The 16,140-nt window shown below is 38.7% G+C and carries 18 protein-coding genes and 1 tRNA gene; 18 read left to right on the forward strand and 1 reads right to left on the reverse strand.

Going from position 1 to position 16,140, the window contains the following annotated elements; all coding sequences use genetic code 11:
* Positions 1–9 precede the first annotated feature (9 nt).
* The 5 genes from RCG17_RS13520 to RCG17_RS13540 all read left to right on the forward strand — a co-directional run bounded on the left by RCG17_RS13520 (position 10) and on the right by RCG17_RS13540 (position 2,251).
* Positions 10–285 carry an RNA-binding S4 domain-containing protein gene (locus tag RCG17_RS13520; RefSeq protein ID WP_308175618.1) on the forward strand — a complete coding sequence of 92 codons (276 nt, stop codon included), beginning with the start codon at positions 10–12 and terminating at the stop codon, positions 283–285.
* Between the two features lie 80 nt (positions 286–365).
* Positions 366–668 carry a sporulation protein YabP gene (yabP, locus tag RCG17_RS13525; RefSeq protein WP_308175619.1) on the forward strand — a complete coding sequence of 101 codons (303 nt, stop codon included), beginning with the start codon at positions 366–368 and terminating at the stop codon, positions 666–668.
* Positions 665–1,294, forward strand: coding sequence for a spore cortex biosynthesis protein YabQ (gene yabQ, locus RCG17_RS13530; protein ID WP_308175620.1), 630 nt, complete (start codon positions 665–667; stop codon positions 1,292–1,294). Before yabP ends, yabQ begins: the two co-directional genes overlap by 4 nt.
* 19 nt (positions 1,295–1,313) lie before the next feature.
* Positions 1,314–1,697 carry an FtsB family cell division protein gene (locus RCG17_RS13535; protein ID WP_308175621.1) on the forward strand — a complete coding sequence of 128 codons (384 nt, stop codon included), beginning with the start codon at positions 1,314–1,316 and terminating at the stop codon, positions 1,695–1,697.
* A 95-nt stretch (positions 1,698–1,792) separates the two neighbouring features.
* Positions 1,793–2,251 carry a S1 domain-containing RNA-binding protein gene (locus tag RCG17_RS13540; RefSeq protein WP_308175622.1) on the forward strand — a complete coding sequence of 153 codons (459 nt, stop codon included), beginning with the start codon at positions 1,793–1,795 and terminating at the stop codon, positions 2,249–2,251.
* Positions 2,252–2,389: 138 nt separating this feature from the next.
* On the opposite strand, the gene RCG17_RS13545 is transcribed toward RCG17_RS13540, so the two are convergent.
* Positions 2,390–2,463, reverse strand: a tRNA-Met gene (locus RCG17_RS13545).
* Between the two features lie 210 nt (positions 2,464–2,673).
* Here RCG17_RS13545 and spoIIE point away from each other — a divergent pair.
* The 13 genes from spoIIE (at position 2,674) to RCG17_RS13610 (ending at position 16,135) form a co-directional block, all read left to right on the forward strand.
* Positions 2,674–5,148, forward strand: coding sequence for a stage II sporulation protein E (gene spoIIE, locus RCG17_RS13550; RefSeq protein ID WP_308175623.1), 2,475 nt, complete (start codon positions 2,674–2,676; stop codon positions 5,146–5,148).
* A 138-nt stretch (positions 5,149–5,286) separates the two neighbouring features.
* Positions 5,287–6,024, forward strand: a complete 738-nt coding sequence (locus RCG17_RS13555) for a VWA domain-containing protein (RefSeq protein ID WP_308175624.1) — start codon at positions 5,287–5,289, stop codon at positions 6,022–6,024.
* On the forward strand, positions 5,993–7,006 hold the full coding sequence (locus tag RCG17_RS13560; protein ID WP_308175625.1) for a protein kinase domain-containing protein: 1,014 nt from the start codon (positions 5,993–5,995) through the stop codon (positions 7,004–7,006). Before RCG17_RS13555 ends, RCG17_RS13560 begins: the two co-directional genes overlap by 32 nt.
* Positions 7,007–7,119: 113 nt before the next feature.
* Positions 7,120–8,508: a tRNA lysidine(34) synthetase TilS gene (tilS, locus tag RCG17_RS13565; protein WP_308175626.1), complete on the forward strand. Its 1,389-nt coding sequence runs from the start codon at positions 7,120–7,122 to the stop codon at positions 8,506–8,508.
* 21 nt (positions 8,509–8,529) lie between these two features.
* On the forward strand, positions 8,530–9,075 hold the full coding sequence (gene hpt / locus RCG17_RS13570) for a hypoxanthine phosphoribosyltransferase (protein ID WP_308175844.1): 546 nt from the start codon (positions 8,530–8,532) through the stop codon (positions 9,073–9,075).
* Positions 9,076–9,211: 136 nt separating this feature from the next.
* On the forward strand, positions 9,212–11,191 hold the full coding sequence (ftsH, locus tag RCG17_RS13575; protein WP_308175627.1) for an ATP-dependent zinc metalloprotease FtsH: 1,980 nt from the start codon (positions 9,212–9,214) through the stop codon (positions 11,189–11,191).
* A 141-nt stretch (positions 11,192–11,332) separates the two neighbouring features.
* The gene (locus tag RCG17_RS13580; RefSeq protein ID WP_308175845.1) at positions 11,333–12,121 is read left to right on the forward strand and encodes a type III pantothenate kinase; all 789 of its coding nucleotides are present in this window, start codon (positions 11,333–11,335) and stop codon (positions 12,119–12,121) included.
* A 14-nt stretch (positions 12,122–12,135) separates the two neighbouring features.
* Positions 12,136–13,014 carry an Hsp33 family molecular chaperone HslO gene (gene hslO, locus RCG17_RS13585; protein ID WP_308175628.1) on the forward strand — a complete coding sequence of 293 codons (879 nt, stop codon included), beginning with the start codon at positions 12,136–12,138 and terminating at the stop codon, positions 13,012–13,014.
* 189 nt (positions 13,015–13,203) lie between these two features.
* Positions 13,204–14,133, forward strand: a complete 930-nt coding sequence (gene cysK / locus RCG17_RS13590) for a cysteine synthase A (protein ID WP_308175629.1) — start codon at positions 13,204–13,206, stop codon at positions 14,131–14,133.
* 179 nt (positions 14,134–14,312) lie between these two features.
* Positions 14,313–15,098 (forward strand): dihydropteroate synthase, encoded by a 786-nt coding sequence (gene folP, locus RCG17_RS13595; protein WP_308175846.1) that lies wholly within the window; start codon positions 14,313–14,315, stop codon positions 15,096–15,098.
* A complete protein-coding gene (folB, locus tag RCG17_RS13600) occupies positions 15,079–15,441 on the forward strand; it encodes a dihydroneopterin aldolase (protein ID WP_308175630.1) in 363 nt (120 codons plus the stop codon). The genes folP and folB overlap by 20 nt, the downstream gene beginning before the upstream one ends.
* On the forward strand, positions 15,441–15,968 hold the full coding sequence (gene folK / locus RCG17_RS13605) for a 2-amino-4-hydroxy-6-hydroxymethyldihydropteridine diphosphokinase (protein ID WP_308175631.1): 528 nt from the start codon (positions 15,441–15,443) through the stop codon (positions 15,966–15,968). Before folB ends, folK begins: the two co-directional genes overlap by 1 nt.
* On the forward strand, positions 15,920–16,135 hold the full coding sequence (locus RCG17_RS13610) for a helix-turn-helix domain-containing protein (protein WP_308175632.1): 216 nt from the start codon (positions 15,920–15,922) through the stop codon (positions 16,133–16,135). The genes folK and RCG17_RS13610 overlap by 49 nt, the downstream gene beginning before the upstream one ends.
* Positions 16,136–16,140: the final 5 nt, after the last annotated feature.

Consider the following 16,140-nt stretch of genomic DNA (forward strand, 5'->3'; position numbering starts at 1 on the left):
GGAATAGTTATGCGCTTGGATAAATTTTTAAAAGTGTCACGTTTAATTAAGAGAAGAACCTTGGCAAAGGAAGTGTCAGACCAAGGGCGTATCCACATCAACGGTAAAGAAGCTAAGGCAAGCTCCACAGTAAAGGTAGGAGATATCTTGACGGTTCGACTTGGCCAAAGATTGGTGACAGCTAGGATTGAGCGGGTTCAGGAAACAACAAGAAAAGAAGAAGCGGCGGAAATGTATACAATCTTAAATGAAGAGAGAATTGGCTCTCCTGAACCGTTAATCTAATTATAGGTTTGTTCTATTTTCCCTCCCTCTCACATAAAAATGTACAAAAAGGTTGTACAAAGTGATTGTGAGGGATGAGGATGAACCAATATTATGATGCAAATCCGTCGAAAAGTACTGTTCCCGATCATGATGTAATCATGAGAGGCAGGAAGCTACTCGAAATAACTGGGGTTAAACAAGTAGAAAGCTTTGATAATGAGGAATTTTTGCTTGAAACTGTAATGGGGTTTTTAGCGATAAAAGGACAAAACCTCCAAATGAAAAACCTGGATGTCGATAAAGGTATTGTATCGATAAAAGGGCGGATTTTTGAATTAATTTATATAGATGAACATCATGGGGAGAAGGCTAAAGGATTCTTTAGCAAGTTATTCCGATGACACTCTCCACACAATTTTTAACAATGCTTTCTATGATTGGGATGGGAGCACTGTTTGGAACTACGCTCGATACGTATCAGCGCTTTTTACAGCGTTCAAAAAGGAAACACTGGCTTGTATTTTTAAATGATATTCTCTTTTGGACAATTCAAGCATTACTCATTTTTTATATTTTATTTCTCATTAATAAAGGCGAGATCAGATTCTATATATTTATTGCTCTTTTATGCGGGTTTGCTGCCTATCAAAGTTTATTTAAGAGCCTTTATTTAAGAGTACTTGAAGTATTGATTACTTCGTTTATATCTTTTTATAGCTTTCTCGTAAAGATGATATCAATGCTTGTATTTAAACCTGTCCGAGGCCTTATTCAGCTGGGAATTTTCATCGTTGTATTTATTGGCAGGGGTCTTATTACCCTTGTCAAATTTATTTTTAAAGTACTACTATTAATTGTCAAATTTGTTTTTAGGTGGGTTGGAAATATTTTATTGATTTTTTGGAAACTTTTGCCGAAAGGGATTAAAAAAAGCGTCGAGAAGTTATATAATAAAACGGCAGGATTTTTTAAGCCCATAAAGAATAATTTTAATAAGTTGCTAGATAAGTGGAAAACTCGAAAATAAATAAGGAGGGAAGTGAAGGATGGCAGCAGTCCAACCAAAAAATGTAGCCAAAATTGAAACATCCTACGTCCAGCAGCAAGAATATAGTGATCATGCAGCAGCAAAGAAAAAGAAAAAGTTGTACAGACGACTTTCTGTATTTTTTGTTTTTGCATTATTCGTAGCTTATTCGATGGTCTCAAGCATCCTTTCACAGGCCTCTACTTTGGATGAAAAGGTTGCTCAAAAGAAGCAATATGATAAACAATTAACTGCATTGAAAAACCAACAGAATTCGTTAAAACAAGAAATTTCAAATCTAAATGATGATGACTATATTGCAAAGCTCGCAAGGAAAGAATACTTTTTGTCCAATAAGGATGAAATTATCTTTAATATTCCTGATGGCAATAAGGAAAAATGAACCAAGTAGTTGTCTTATTGACACTCATTTTTTTCATTCTGTATAATATATTATAAGTATGACTTTTTATATTTTTAAGGAGGAACATTCTTTTTATGTCAATTGAGGTAGGCAGCAAGTTACAAGGAAAGGTAACAGGGATTACGAATTTCGGAGCGTTTGTGGAGCTGCCGGATGGATCAACAGGACTCGTTCACATCAGTGAAGTTGCTGATAATTATGTCAAGGATATCAATGACCATTTAAAAGTCGGCGATCAAGTTGAGGTAAAAGTCATCAATGTTGAGAAAGATGGGAAAATTGGATTATCCATTAAAAAGGCAAAAGATAGACCAGAAGGCCAAGGCCAAGGCCAAGGCCAAGGCCAGAGACCCCATTCGCATTCACATTCCCAACGTCCTCGTCAGGGCAGAGCAAATGATCGTAATAATCCTAGGCCAGAAAATTTTGAAACAAAAATGGCAAAATTTTTAAAGGATAGTGAGGATCGTTTGTCTTCCTTAAAACGGAATACAGAATCAAAGCGTGGCGGCAGAGGTGCCAGACGAGGTTAACTTGCTGCTTATTACGAAATAGATAGCAGGTTTAAATTAAATAACCAAAAGACAAGTACTCTACTGCTTGTCTTTTTTTTGCTCTAATAAAAAAACAGCACCAAATCAGTGCTGTTTTTTTATAAACCACTTTTCTTATAGCGGCGAAGGGGATCGAACCCCCGACCTTACGGGTATGAACCGTACGCTCTAGCCAGCTGAGCTACACCGCCAAATGGGTTAGACACAATAAATATAATACATATATTAAAAAATACTGTCAATGTATTTTTTTAAAGAATAAAATTGGTTTTTGTCAAAGATAAAAATTTTTGAATAAAGGAGTCGAACAATTTATCTATACCTGTCCTTGATTATGACATTCTTTTAAGGTTTCCACTTTTATAATAGGTGAAACAATATTAGTGATGGGGAGTGTATGTATGGCAAAGGTAGAACGAAGTTTAATAGATCCAATTGGTGAAGTAAACTTTCATTCATCTAAAATGGACCTATCAAATAATGTTAAGAAATTACGATTAAAAATAGAGAATTTCCTTATTCGAAAGGGATATCTTTTGTTACTGGTGGGATTTTTACTTGGACGTGCCTTAATCCTGTCAAAACTGACTCCATTTAGCCTGCCATTTTTTGCGGTTGTCTACTTTGTAAAAAAGGACTGGGCACCGATGGCCTTGGTTGGATTAGTAGCAGGGGCGGTCACAGTCTCGTATGCTAATGCGGCTTCAACCTTTGCTATTTCATTTCTATTTTTATTTATTTATCGCCTATCAAAAAGATGGCTAGAAAATGAAGCAAAAGCCTTGCCTGTCTATGTAAGTAGTATCCTAGCAGCCGGCAAGCTTGCTGAATCCTTTATTACTACAGGGCAATTATCCATATATGATGCCATGATGACAGGGGTACAAGCAGGACTTGCTTTTATTTTAACACTGATATTTTTACAAAGTATTCCACTCTTGACTTGGAGTAAGCGGAGACAGCCCTTAAAAACAGAGGAGATTGTTTGTGTCATCATCATGCTAGCATCGATCATGACCGGAACAATTGGCTGGGTCGTTTACAGCCTATCGATTGAGCATATCATGTCCCGCTATTTAGTCTTGGTTTTTGCCTATGTTGCCGGGGCAACAGTAGGTTCAACTGTTGGTGTTGTAACAGGATTAATTTTCAGCCTTGCAAATGTATCAAGTTTTTATCATATGAGTTTACTAGCCTTCTCTGGAGTCTTAGGGGGATTATTGAAAGAAGGCAAAAAGCTGGGTGTTGCGGTAGGGTTACTAATTGCCACACTCTTAATTGGTATGTATGGAGAAGGCGGCGGATCTCTAGTATTGGATGTTTTGGAATCGGTAGCAGCAATTGCCTTATTTCTTCTGACACCCAAGGCTTTAACTGCAAGGCTAGCAAAATATATTCCTGGAACACCTGAACATTTAGCAGAGCAGCAAAAATATATGCGGAAGATGCGAGATGTTACCGCACAGCGTGTTTCCCAGTTTTCAAATGTGTTTCATGCTCTTTCTAAAAGCTTTTCCCAGAGTAATGAGCAGCAATTTGACGAGGACGGAGATCGCGAATTAGATTATTTTCTAAGTAATGTAACGGAAAAGACATGCCAGACTTGTTTTAAGAAAGAGCATTGTTGGACAAGGAACTTTAATACAACATATGAGTACATGGAAGATATTATTCATGAAATGGACCTAAATGATGGAGTTGTTTCTGGAAAATTATCAAGGGAGTGGGACAAGCATTGTACTCGGTCAAAGAAAGTTATTGAGGTCATCCAGCAGGAATTAACCTTTTTCCAGGCAAATCAAAAACTAAAGAAGCAAGTAAAAGAGAGCAGAAGGCTGGTAGCGGACCAATTGCAAGGTGTTTCAGAGGTTATGGAAAATTTTGCGAAGGAAATACAGCGTGAGCGGGAAAATCATCATAAACAGGAGGAGCAAATTATGGAGGCCCTCCAGGATTTTGGAATTCAGATAGAACAAGTTGAAATCTACAGCTTAGAAAAAGGAAATGTTGATATTGATATCGTGCTTCCTTTTGGCAATGACCACGGTGAATGTGAAAAATTAATTGCGCCGCTTTTGACAGATATATTAGGTGAATCCATTATTGTCAGCACAGAAGATAGTTCTTCGTATCCGCAAGGATTTTGTCAAGCTACCTTCCGATCCTCAAAGGCTTTTGTGGTGGAAACGGGCGTTGCTCATGCTGCAAAAGATGGCGGGCTTGTTTCTGGCGATAGTTATTCCATGATCGAAATAGGCTGCGGGAAATATGCGATCGCCATCAGCGACGGAATGGGTAATGGGGAGAGGGCCCATTATGAAAGCCAGGAGACACTGCAGCTGCTTCAGAAATTCTTACAGTCTGGAATTGAAGAAAAGGTAGCGATCAAATCCGTAAATTCCGTTCTATCACTGCGTACAACGGATGAGATTTTTTCTACACTCGACCTAGCGATGATTGACTTGCAAAATGCCTCAACTAAATTTCTAAAGATTGGTTCAACACCAAGCTTTATTAAACGAGGAAATAAAATTATTAAAATTGAATCGAGCAACCTTCCGATGGGAATCCTTCAAGAATTTGAAGTGGATGTTGTCAGTCAGCAACTAAAAGCAGGCGATTTGCTGATTATGATGAGCGATGGGGTGTTTGAAGGACCGAAGCATGTTGAAAATTATGATGCATGGATGAAACGAAAAATACAGGAGCTTGAGACAAATGACCCGCAGGAGGTAGCGGATTTAATTATGGAGGAGGTCATTCGCTCACGTTCAGGATTAATTGAGGATGATATGACGGTTACTGTTGCCCAGATTAAACACAATACACCTAAATGGGCATCCATCCCTGTCGAAAAGTTTAAAAAGAGAGCGTAATCTCGCCTTCAGCGCCAATAAAAAATATGGTTAACCAGAGCCAAATTTTTACTTTACCCTCTCTTCATCTCATTTATGTATAAATCTTCTCCTACCAGTCGAAAATGGTAGCATCATGATAAATGGAGGAGAAGATCTATGTATACCGGGAAGATCCGTCAGATATTATTAATTACAGATGGCTGCTCGAATCAAGGTGAAGACCCAATTGCCATGGCTGCACTTGCAAGAGAAGATGGGATCACTGTCAATGTGATTGGCGTTATGGAACAGGATACGATCGATGAAAAGGGAATGAAGGAAATTGAAAATATCGCCATGTCAGGCGGAGGCGTCAGTCAAATTGTTTATGCCCAGCAGCTGTCACAAACAGTGCAAATGGTAACCAGAAAAGCAATGACGCAAACCATTCATGGGGTAGTAAACAGGGAATTACAACAAATCCTTGGAAAATCCCAGACGCTTGAGGACCTTCCCAGAAAAAGAGGAGAGGTCATTGAGGTTGTAGACGAGTTAGGTGAAACCGTAGAACTCGAGGTTTTAATTTTGGTTGACAGCTCTGCCAGTATGAAACAAAAGCTGCCAACAGTAAAAGAGGCCTTGCTAGATCTTTCAATTAGCTTAAATGCAAGATCAGGAAATAATTATTATTCTGTCTATGTATTTCCTGGGAAAAGGGATAATGTCGAAAAGGTATTAGATTGGACGCCAAATCTGCAATCTTTAACGAAAATTTTTTCCCAGCTGACAACAGGCGGAATTACACCGACAGGCCCGGCAATTCGTACTGCGATTTCCTCATTTAATCAAAATCGTTCGATGAGAAGGAGTCTCCTTTCCCGTGATGATGAATCATTCTTTGAAGAGTCAATGTAAAGTTAATCCTGGTACGGTTATTTTCGGGAAGTGGCATCAAAAAAAATATAAAATTGTAAAGGAACTAGGATTTGGTGCCAATGGAATTGTGTATCTCGCTGAACACAATGGTACGCTAGTAGCATTAAAAATGAGTGACAATGGACTTTCTATTACCTCCGAGGTAAATGTTCTTAAATCCTTTGCAAAGGTCCAAGGGTCTTCCCTCGGGCCTTCTTTGCTTGATGTTGATGATTGGCAAAGTAACCAAGGGAAAATCTCCTTTTATGTAATGGAATATATTCATGGTCCTAACTTTTTATCCTTTATCGCCCAAAAAGGAAGGTCATGGACAGTTGTTTTACTTCTCCAATTATTAAATGATCTGGATCTTCTTCACCAAAACGGCTGGGTATTTGGTGATCTAAAACCCGAAAATTTAATTGTTACTGGCCCGCCAACGAGAATTCGGTGCATTGATGTTGGGGGTACAACGATTCAAGGTAGAGCAATAAAGGAGTTTACAGAGTTCTATGACCGAGGTTATTGGGGATTAGGGTCAAGGAAAGCTGAGCCTAGCTACGACTTATTTGCAGTGGGTATGGTTATGATCAATACAGCTTATCCTAATCGCTTTTCAAAAAAAACAGGAGGTATTGTCCAACTAAGGGAAGCAATCAGGCAGAAGCCCGAACTAGTTCCTTTTGAAAAAGTGATTATAAGAGCACTCGAAGGCGGTTATCAAAGTGCAAAACAAATGCGGTCTGAAATGTTGTCATTAGTAACAAAACAACAAGTACCTGAAACCACTAAGGGACAATCCGTTTCGAAACAAGGAAATACGAATATACAGCATGGAAATACGAATAAACCAAAAAATAATCAATACCCTTCAAGAAAAACCTATAAAAAGAAAAAGAAAAAAAACGGCTGGCTGGAAACGATTTGCATCATTACAGTAATCGTTTGTTTATATTTTTTGTATATTATGTTTAAAATTTAATATTTTTTGAAACATTTATGGCTTTTGTTCGTAAATACTAGAAATACTTGCTGTTTTAGTTTTTATATATAATGGTAGTAGAAAATGATCATGACCTTAAGGAAGAATGTAAAATGTTGGAAGAAAAAGTAGAAGCCTTTCTGGAAAGACATTCATTTTCATTGAAAGGCAAAAAAATTGTAGTGGGAGTTTCAGGAGGACCAGATTCGTTGGCGTTGCTGCACTATCTTCAAGCACAAAAAGAAAAGCAAGAGCTCTCGATTGTTGTTGCACATGTAGATCATATGTTTCGCGGAGAGGAATCCTTTCAGGATGCCATGTTTGTCAAAGAGTATTGTGAGGAGCTTTTTATTCCATTTGTAATGGACCAAATAAACGTTCCAGAACTTATGAAACAAACAGGAAAAAGTGCAGAAACAGCTGGGAGACAAGCACGCTACGACTTCTTCGCTAAGGTAATGAAGGAACATGATTATCCTTATTTAGCATTGGCCCATCACGGGGATGATCAAATTGAAACAATTTTAATGCGCTTTACAAGGGGGAGTACAGGGAAGGCAAGAGCAGGAATTCCTTTTCAACGCTCGTGTCAAAATGGTATGATTTTTCGGCCGTTTTTGGGATTAACGAAGGAAGAAATTGAAGAGTATTGTGAAGAAAATAGGTTAGTTCCAAGAATAGACCCAAGCAATAAAGAAGAAATTTATAGCAGAAACCGTTTTCGTAAAGTTGTCTTACCTTTTTTAAAATCTGAAAATCAACAAGTTCATGAACAGTTTCAGCGTTTTAGCGAGGAAATGCAAAGTGATGAGGCATATCTTCAGGAATTAACAGTTCAAAAAATGAATACAGTAATGACAACAAGAAATGACCAGCAAATAACTATTGACATAAACCTTCTGCTTGAAATGCCAATACCTTTACAAAGAAGAGGGATTCAACTAATATTAAACTATCTTTACAAAGAACGTCCTTCATCACTTTCTGCTGTCCATATTGATCAGGTATTTTCTCTAATCAATCGTCAGCATCCATCAGGGACATTAGATTTTCCTAATGGACTGAAAGTGACTCGTTCCTATCAAGATTGCCATTTTCAATTTAACTTCGATAAACCGCTATCCTTTCTATTCGAAATGATAGCCCCTGGGGTTTTTGAAATACCAGGGGGAGGAATAATAAAAATGGAGTATGTTGAATCGTCATTCGTTCATCCTAATCAGTATACAGCTTTTTTTGTCAGGGAGTTGGTATCATTACCTTTATTTATCCGAACAAGGAAAACTGGTGACAGAATGACGTTAAAGGGAATGTCAGGTACGAAGAAAGTAAAGGATATCTTTATTGATCATAAAGTTCCGCTTCATGAAAGGGATACTTGGCCAGTTATTACAGATCAACAAGGCCGTATTCTATGGCTTCCCTGCTTAAAAAAGTCAGCACTTGAGGGCATTGATAATAAAGCGGGATCTTATATCCAACTTACATATTATAAGCATTGACTTCTAGGAGGAAATTTTTTGATGGAAAAAGACATTGAAAAGGTTTTAGTTAGTGAGGAAGAGATTCAGGCAAAAATCAAATCTTTGGCCGAGGAGCTGACAGCGGAGTATAAAGACCGTTTTCCACTCGCAATTGGAGTGTTAAAAGGCGCAATGCCTTTTATGGCAGACTTAGTAAGGCGGATGAATTGTTACCTGGAAATGGATTTTATGGATGTTTCCAGCTATGGAAATTCAACTGTTTCCACTGGTGAAGTAAAAATCCTTAAAGATTTGGACACTTCAGTGGAGGGAAGGGATTTATTAATTATTGAGGATATCATTGATAGCGGTTTAACCTTGAGTTATCTTGTTGATCTATTCCATTATCGGAAAGCAAAATCGATCAAAATTGTTACATTACTTGATAAACCAACGGGAAGGAAAAGTAAAATTGAAGCTGATTATGTAGGGTTCCATGTTCCAGATGAATTTGTGGTTGGATATGGCTTGGACTACGCTGAAAAGTACCGCAACTTGCCATATATCGGAATATTGAAACCTGAAGTATATAGTAACAATGATTAAGTAAAACCTATAGTATATAGCTTATTTAAGTCCTTCGTACTTAAGTCTTGTAAATTGAGCGTTATTCCTTGAATTGCCATGATTTTCTATGATACTATTTAGTATAGTTTTTTTCTACCGTGGGAGGAGGTAAGGGATGAATCGGATTTTCCGTAATACCATCTTTTATTTATTAATATTTTTAGTCATTATTGGTGTGGTTAGCTTTTTTAATGGAAGTAATGACCCGACAGATCATATATCATATGATAAATTTGTTACCAATTTAGAAAAGGGTCAAGTTAAGTCCTTCTCTATGCAGCCCGACCGAGGTGTATATGAGGTTCGAGGTGAATCTACAAGTGGGAAAAGCTTCTTAACCTACATTCCAAACAGTGAGAAAATACAGGATCGAATCGATAAAGCAGCTGCTACTTCTAAAGTAGATGTATTGCCTGCAAAAGAAACAAGCGGCTGGGTAACGTTCTTTACATCAATTATTCCTTTTGTGATTATTTTTATCTTGTTCTTCTTCTTGTTAAATCAAGCTCAGGGCGGCGGCAGCCGAGTGATGAATTTCGGCAAAAGTAAAGCCCGACTTTACAACGATGATAAGAAAAAGGTTCGTTTTAGAGATGTAGCTGGTGCAGATGAAGAAAAGCAAGAATTGATTGAGGTTGTTGACTTTTTGAAGGATCCACGGAAATTTGCAGAATTGGGTGCTCGCATTCCAAAAGGTATTCTTCTTGTTGGACCTCCAGGGACTGGTAAAACCCTCCTTGCCAGAGCGGTTGCAGGTGAGGCTGGCGTTCCATTCTTCTCGATCAGCGGATCTGATTTCGTTGAAATGTTTGTCGGGGTCGGAGCGTCCCGTGTCCGTGACTTGTTTGAAAATGCAAAGAAAAATGCTCCGTGTATTATTTTTATTGATGAGATTGACGCTGTTGGGCGTCAGCGTGGTGCTGGTCTTGGCGGTGGTCATGATGAGCGTGAGCAAACATTGAACCAATTGCTTGTTGAGATGGATGGATTCGGGGCAAATGAAGGAATTATTATCATTGCCGCTACTAACCGTCCTGACATTCTGGACCCAGCTCTTTTAAGACCTGGTCGTTTTGACCGTCAGATTACAGTTGACCGTCCTGACGTAAATGGTCGTGAGGCTGTTCTTAAAGTTCATGCCCGCAACAAGCCTTTAGACGAATCCGTAAATTTAAAAAGTATTGCACGCAGTACTCCAGGTTTCTCTGGGGCTGATTTGGAAAACCTATTAAATGAGGCAGCACTGGTAGCAGCTCGCCGCAATAAAAAGAAAGTTGATATGGATGACGTTACTGAAGCAACTGATCGTGTCATTGCTGGTGTAGCGAAGAGAAGTCGGGTAATTTCTGAGAAAGAACGTAATATTGTTGCTTTCCATGAAAGTGGTCATACTGTAATCGGCTTGGTACTGGATGAGGCAGAAATTGTCCAAAAGGTAACAATTGTCCCACGTGGACAGGCTGGCGGATATGCTGTTATGCTTCCTAAGGAAGACCGTTACTTTATGACCAAGCCAGAATTGCTGGATAAAATTACTGGTCTTCTTGGCGGCCGTGTGGCAGAAGATATCGTATTTGGAGAAGTAAGTACAGGAGCACATAATGACTTCCAACGTGCTACTGGAATTGCAAGAAAAATGGTTACTGAATATGGCATGAGTGATAAGCTGGGTCCATTACAATTTGGCCAGGCACAAGGTGGTCAAGTGTTCCTTGGACGCGACATCAATAACGACCAAAATTATTCAGATGCTATTGCCTATGAAATTGACCTTGAAATTCAAAGAATCATTAAAGAGTGTTATGAAAGAGCGAAAAAGATCTTAACAGAAAACCGTGATAAGCTTAATCTTATTGCCACTACTCTACTTGAGGTCGAAACACTTGACGCAGATCAAATTAAACATTTGATTGACAATGGTTACTTACCAGCTAGAACTGCTGCTAATAATGATTCATTCAAGCCTGGTTTAACCAAAACAGATGATGTAAAAGTGAACATCAATAAGAAAAAGGATGATGAAATCGACCTTTCTAAGTCAGAATCAACAGGTCCTGAATCTTCATCAAACAATGATGATAAACCAACATTATAGTCAGTGTTAAATTGGAAAGAGTGCTTCGAATAGGAGCACTCTTTTTTGGTCTGCCGTTGGGTTGTTTGCTTTATTGTATAAATATTTTTATGGTATGATGTTGACAGTGAAGATTAGACTTTGGACAAAGTGGTGATTGTGTTGATTTTTGTATTTGACGTTGGAAATACAAACATTGTATTGGGTGTATATGATAAAGATGAATTAAAATATCATTGGCGGATCGAAACAGACCGTAATCGTTCTGCAGATGAATATGGAATGATTATTAAAGCCTTATTTGATTTTTCAGATCTCACTTTTAACCAAATATCGGGGATTATAATATCTTCTGTAGTACCACCTATTATGTTCTCATTAGAGAGAATGTGCCAAAAATACTTTAATGTTAAACCGATGGTTGTAGGGCCTGGTATTAAAACAGGGCTTGATTTAAAAATTGACAACCCAAGGGAAGTTGGTGCAGACCGAATTGTGAATGCGGTGGCAGCCATTCATGATTATGGGTCTCCGTTAATCATTATTGATTTTGGGACAGCGACAACCTTCTGTTATATAAATGAGCATAAGCAGTATATGGGTGGTGCGATTGCTCCTGGTATTAACATTTCAACTGAAGCCCTTTATTCAAAAGCAGCTAAGCTCCCAAGAATTGAAATTGCTCGTCCTGAAGGGGGAGTTATCGGGAAAAATACCGTTTCCTCCATGCAATCAGGAGTACTATATGGTTATGTCGGCCAAGTAGAGGGTATTGTCAAACGTATGGTAGAACAAACTGGGCAAAAACCGACTGTTATCGCTACAGGGGGATTATCAGCACTTATTGCCAAGGAGTCAAATGTTATTGATATTGTCGAGCCGTTTTTAACGTTGAAAGGATTACAGTTAATCTATAAACGAAACATGGATATGATAAAAAAGGGCAACTAGAAAGGAGTTAAAGCATGAATGATTATCTCGTAAAGGCTCTTGCTTTTGAAGGGCAGGTTAGAGCATACGCCGTTCGTACGACGAATACAGTCTCAGAGGCACAGCGGCGCCATCAAACATGGAGAACAGCATCAGCGGCTTTAGGACGTTCCATAACAGCCGGTGTGATGATGGGAGCGATGTTAAAAGGGGAAGAGAAGTTAACGATCAAAGTTGAGGGTGATGGTCCCCTGGGGCATATTTTAGTTGACAGTAATGCAAAAGGGGAAGTGCGGGGTTATGTTCATAATCCTCAAGTCGACTTTGAAGCAAATGAGAATGGGAAGCTTGATGTAAAAAGAGCAGTAGGAACCTCTGGCACATTAACAGTTGTTAAAGACATTGGTTTGCGTGATTATTTTAGCGGGCAGGTTCCGTTAGTTTCAGGTGAATTAGGCGAGGACTTTACTTATTACTTTGTTACTTCGGAACAAGTTCCTTCTTCTGTTGGAGTTGGAGTCCTGGTCAATCCTGATGATTCTATATTGGCAGCAGGGGGCTTTATCCTGCAGCTAATGCCAGGTACGGATGATGAAACGATTACGAAAATAGAGAAAAGTTTAGAGACAATTCCTCCTATTTCGAAGCTGATTGAGTCAGGACTAACGCCAGAAGAAATTTTGGTGAAGTTGTTTGGCAAAGAACATGTAAAGTTTTTAGAAAAAATGGTTGTTCAATTTAAATGCACCTGTTCAAAGGAACGGTTTGGTGATGCCATCGTCAGCCTTGGTAAAGAAGAAATTACCGATATGATCGAAACAGAGGGGATGGCAGAAGCCCATTGTCATTTTTGCAATGAAAAGTATATATTTCCAAAAGAAGAGCTGGAGGAAATGCTAAAAGAAACAAAATAAAAATTAGGCCTAACTTCTAAAGAGAAGTTAGGCCTTTTTTCTCATATTTCTCATTTAAATATGACTATGTAAGCGAATTATTTTTTTAATTTAGGAAAATTTAAACTGGTAAAGTAATTGACAAAATACATAGAAAGCGGTAAATTCTAAATAAACCAATAAAAATACTCGGGATAAGGGGTGGCCAAAATGGTGCGTGTTGCAAATTCAGTTGCCGAATTAGTCGGTCAAACACCAATTGTTAAATTAAACAGATTAGTTGATGAAAATAGTGCAGAGGTATATTTAAAGTTAGAATACTTCAACCCTGGAAGCAGTGTAAAAGATCGTATTGCTTTAGCGATGATCGAAGCTGCTGAAGAACAAGGTATTATTAAACCTGGTGATACAATTGTTGAGCCTACAAGCGGAAATACTGGTATTGGACTTGCAATGATTGCAGCTGCAAAAGGCTATAAGGCTGTATTAGTAATGCCTGAAACTATGAGTATTGAAAGACGCAACCTCTTGCGTGCTTATGGTGCAGAGCTTGTTTTAACTCCTGGACCAGGCGGCATGAAGGATGCTATTGCTAAAGCAGAAGAGCTTGTTAAAGAGCGTGGATACTTCTTACCGCAACAATTCCAAAACCCAGCAAACCCAGAAGTTCATAAACGTACAACTGGTAAAGAAATTGCTGAACAAATGGATCAATTAGATGCATTTGTTGCAGGTATTGGAACAGGCGGTACCATTACTGGTGCAGGAAGCGTTTTACGTGAAAAATTCCCTGAGATTAAAATTTATGCTGTAGAACCAAAAGATTCAGCAGTATTATCGGGCGGCAAACCAGGACCACATAAAATTCAAGGAATTGGTGCAGGTTTTGTACCAGCTGTATTAGATACAAAATTGTATGACGAGGTCCTCCTCGTAACGAATGAAGAAGCTTTTGAAGCTTCACGCCGTGCTGGAAGAGAAGAAGGAATTCTTGCTGGTATTTCTTCAGGTGCTGCGATCCATGCAGCAATTGAAGTAGCTAAAAAACTAGGAAAAGGCAAGAAAGTACTTGCTATTGTTCCTGATAACGGAGAACGTTATTTAAGTACACCACTTTATCAATTTGATGCACAACAATAGGGCTGGAATATAGTGGAAAGGCATTGGTGTGGACCAATGCCTTTTTTCTTTTTCTAAAAAAATGTATAGTAAAAGAGTGAATTTTGAACGAATATGGGGGAATTGGTTTGAAGGAGACACTTACTAAGACGATTCAATGTGGCCCATATACATTGGATTACGGTAAGAAGACACTTATAATGGGAATCTTAAATGTAACTCCAGATTCATTTTCTGATGGCGGAAAGTATTATAATCTTGAACAGGCGATTGAACATGCCAAACAGATGGTTGAAAATGGGGCTGATCTTATTGATATTGGCGGGGAATCAACAAGACCGGGTCATACACCGCTTTCAGTTGAAGAAGAGCTTGAACGGGTTATTCCAGCAGTCAGTGCTATTTCCAAGCATGTTCATGTTCCTATTTCCGTTGATACCTTTAAAGCAGAAGTTGCCAGACAGTCAATTGAAGCAGGTGCTCATATCATCAATGATATTTGGGGGGCAACAAGAGACCCGAAAATGGCTGCGGTTATTGCTGAACTAAATGTTCCCATCATCTTAATGCATAATCGGACGAATCGTGACTATCAGCATTTTATTCGTGATGCTTTAAATGACTTGTACGAAAGTATTATGCTTGTAAAGAATGCCGGAGTGAAAGATGAAAATATTATCTTGGATCCGGGGATTGGATTTGCCAAGGACTACAGTGAAGATATCGAAATGATGAGGAACCTTGATAAACTTGTTGCTACAGGTTATCCTGTACTTTTAGCAACATCTCGCAAAAGAATGATTGGGAATGCTACTAGCTTGCCTGTTGATCAAAGAGTGGAAGGAACAGGTGCTACCGTCTGTTACGGAATTCAAAAGGGCTGCCAAATGGTTCGGGTACACGATGTAAAAGAAATTGCCAGGATGGCAAAAATGATGGATGCTTTATTAGGCAAAGGTGATGCTGGTGGACAAAATATATATTAGTAAAATGGAGTTTTACGGCTACCATGGTGTTTTTCCTGAGGAAAACAAACTGGGGCAACGCTTTGTTGTCGATTTAAGCGTATCAGTTGATTTAAAGCGGGCTGGAGAAACAGACCAGCTTGAGTATTCAGTTAATTATGGAGAACTATTTTCTGTTTGTCAGCAGATCGTAGAGGGTAAACCTTACAAACTAGTTGAGACTGTTGCGGAACAAATTGCAGGAGTAATTTTAAAGGACTTTTCGCTTGTTTCAGAGGTAACCGTTAAAGTGATCAAACCAGACCCGCCAATTCCGGGTCATTATCAATCTGTTGCGATCGAGATAACAAGGAGAAGATCATAGTGGATAATACGGCATATATTGGTCTGGGAACAAACATAGGAGACCGCTATCAATATTTGGTACAAGCCATTGATTTATTAGCAGAAACTCCATTGATAAAATTGACAAATATTTCCTCGGTATATGAAACTGACCCGGTTGGTTATGAAGACCAGGATTTATTTTTAAATATGGTGATAGAGGTCAAAACAGACTTATCGGCAGAACAACTACTTGCAAATTGTATGAGGATTGAACAAAATTTAGGAAGAAAAAGGGAAATTAAGTGGGGGCCACGAACAATCGATCTTGACATTCTTCTCTATAACCAAGAAAATATTGAAACAGAGAAGCTTGTTGTTCCGCATCCCCGAATGCTAGAGAGAGCATTCGTCATGGTCCCTCTTTTAGAGATTTGTCCGGATATTAAAATTCCTGGGTTTGATAAATCTTATTCCTTGCAGCGTGATCAATACCCTAGTACAGAAGGAGTCCGAATATGGAAGCGGAAAAGTGGGGAAGACGTATTCGTGCCTATCGAAAGCTAAAAGGCTTTACACAGGAAAGCTTTTCGAAGGAGCTTGGCGTTTCAGTTTCAGTTTTAGGAGAGATCGAAAGAGGCAACCGTCTCCCGTCTGAAGACTTTGTTGAAAAAATGGCAATTGCTTTAAAAATATCTGTGTATGATTTAACGCCGCCTGATGATAATATTTAGTCATA

This window comes from Neobacillus sp. PS3-12, assembly GCF_030915385.1.
Classification (GTDB): Bacteria; Bacillota; Bacilli; order Bacillales; family Cytobacillaceae; genus JAEVLT01.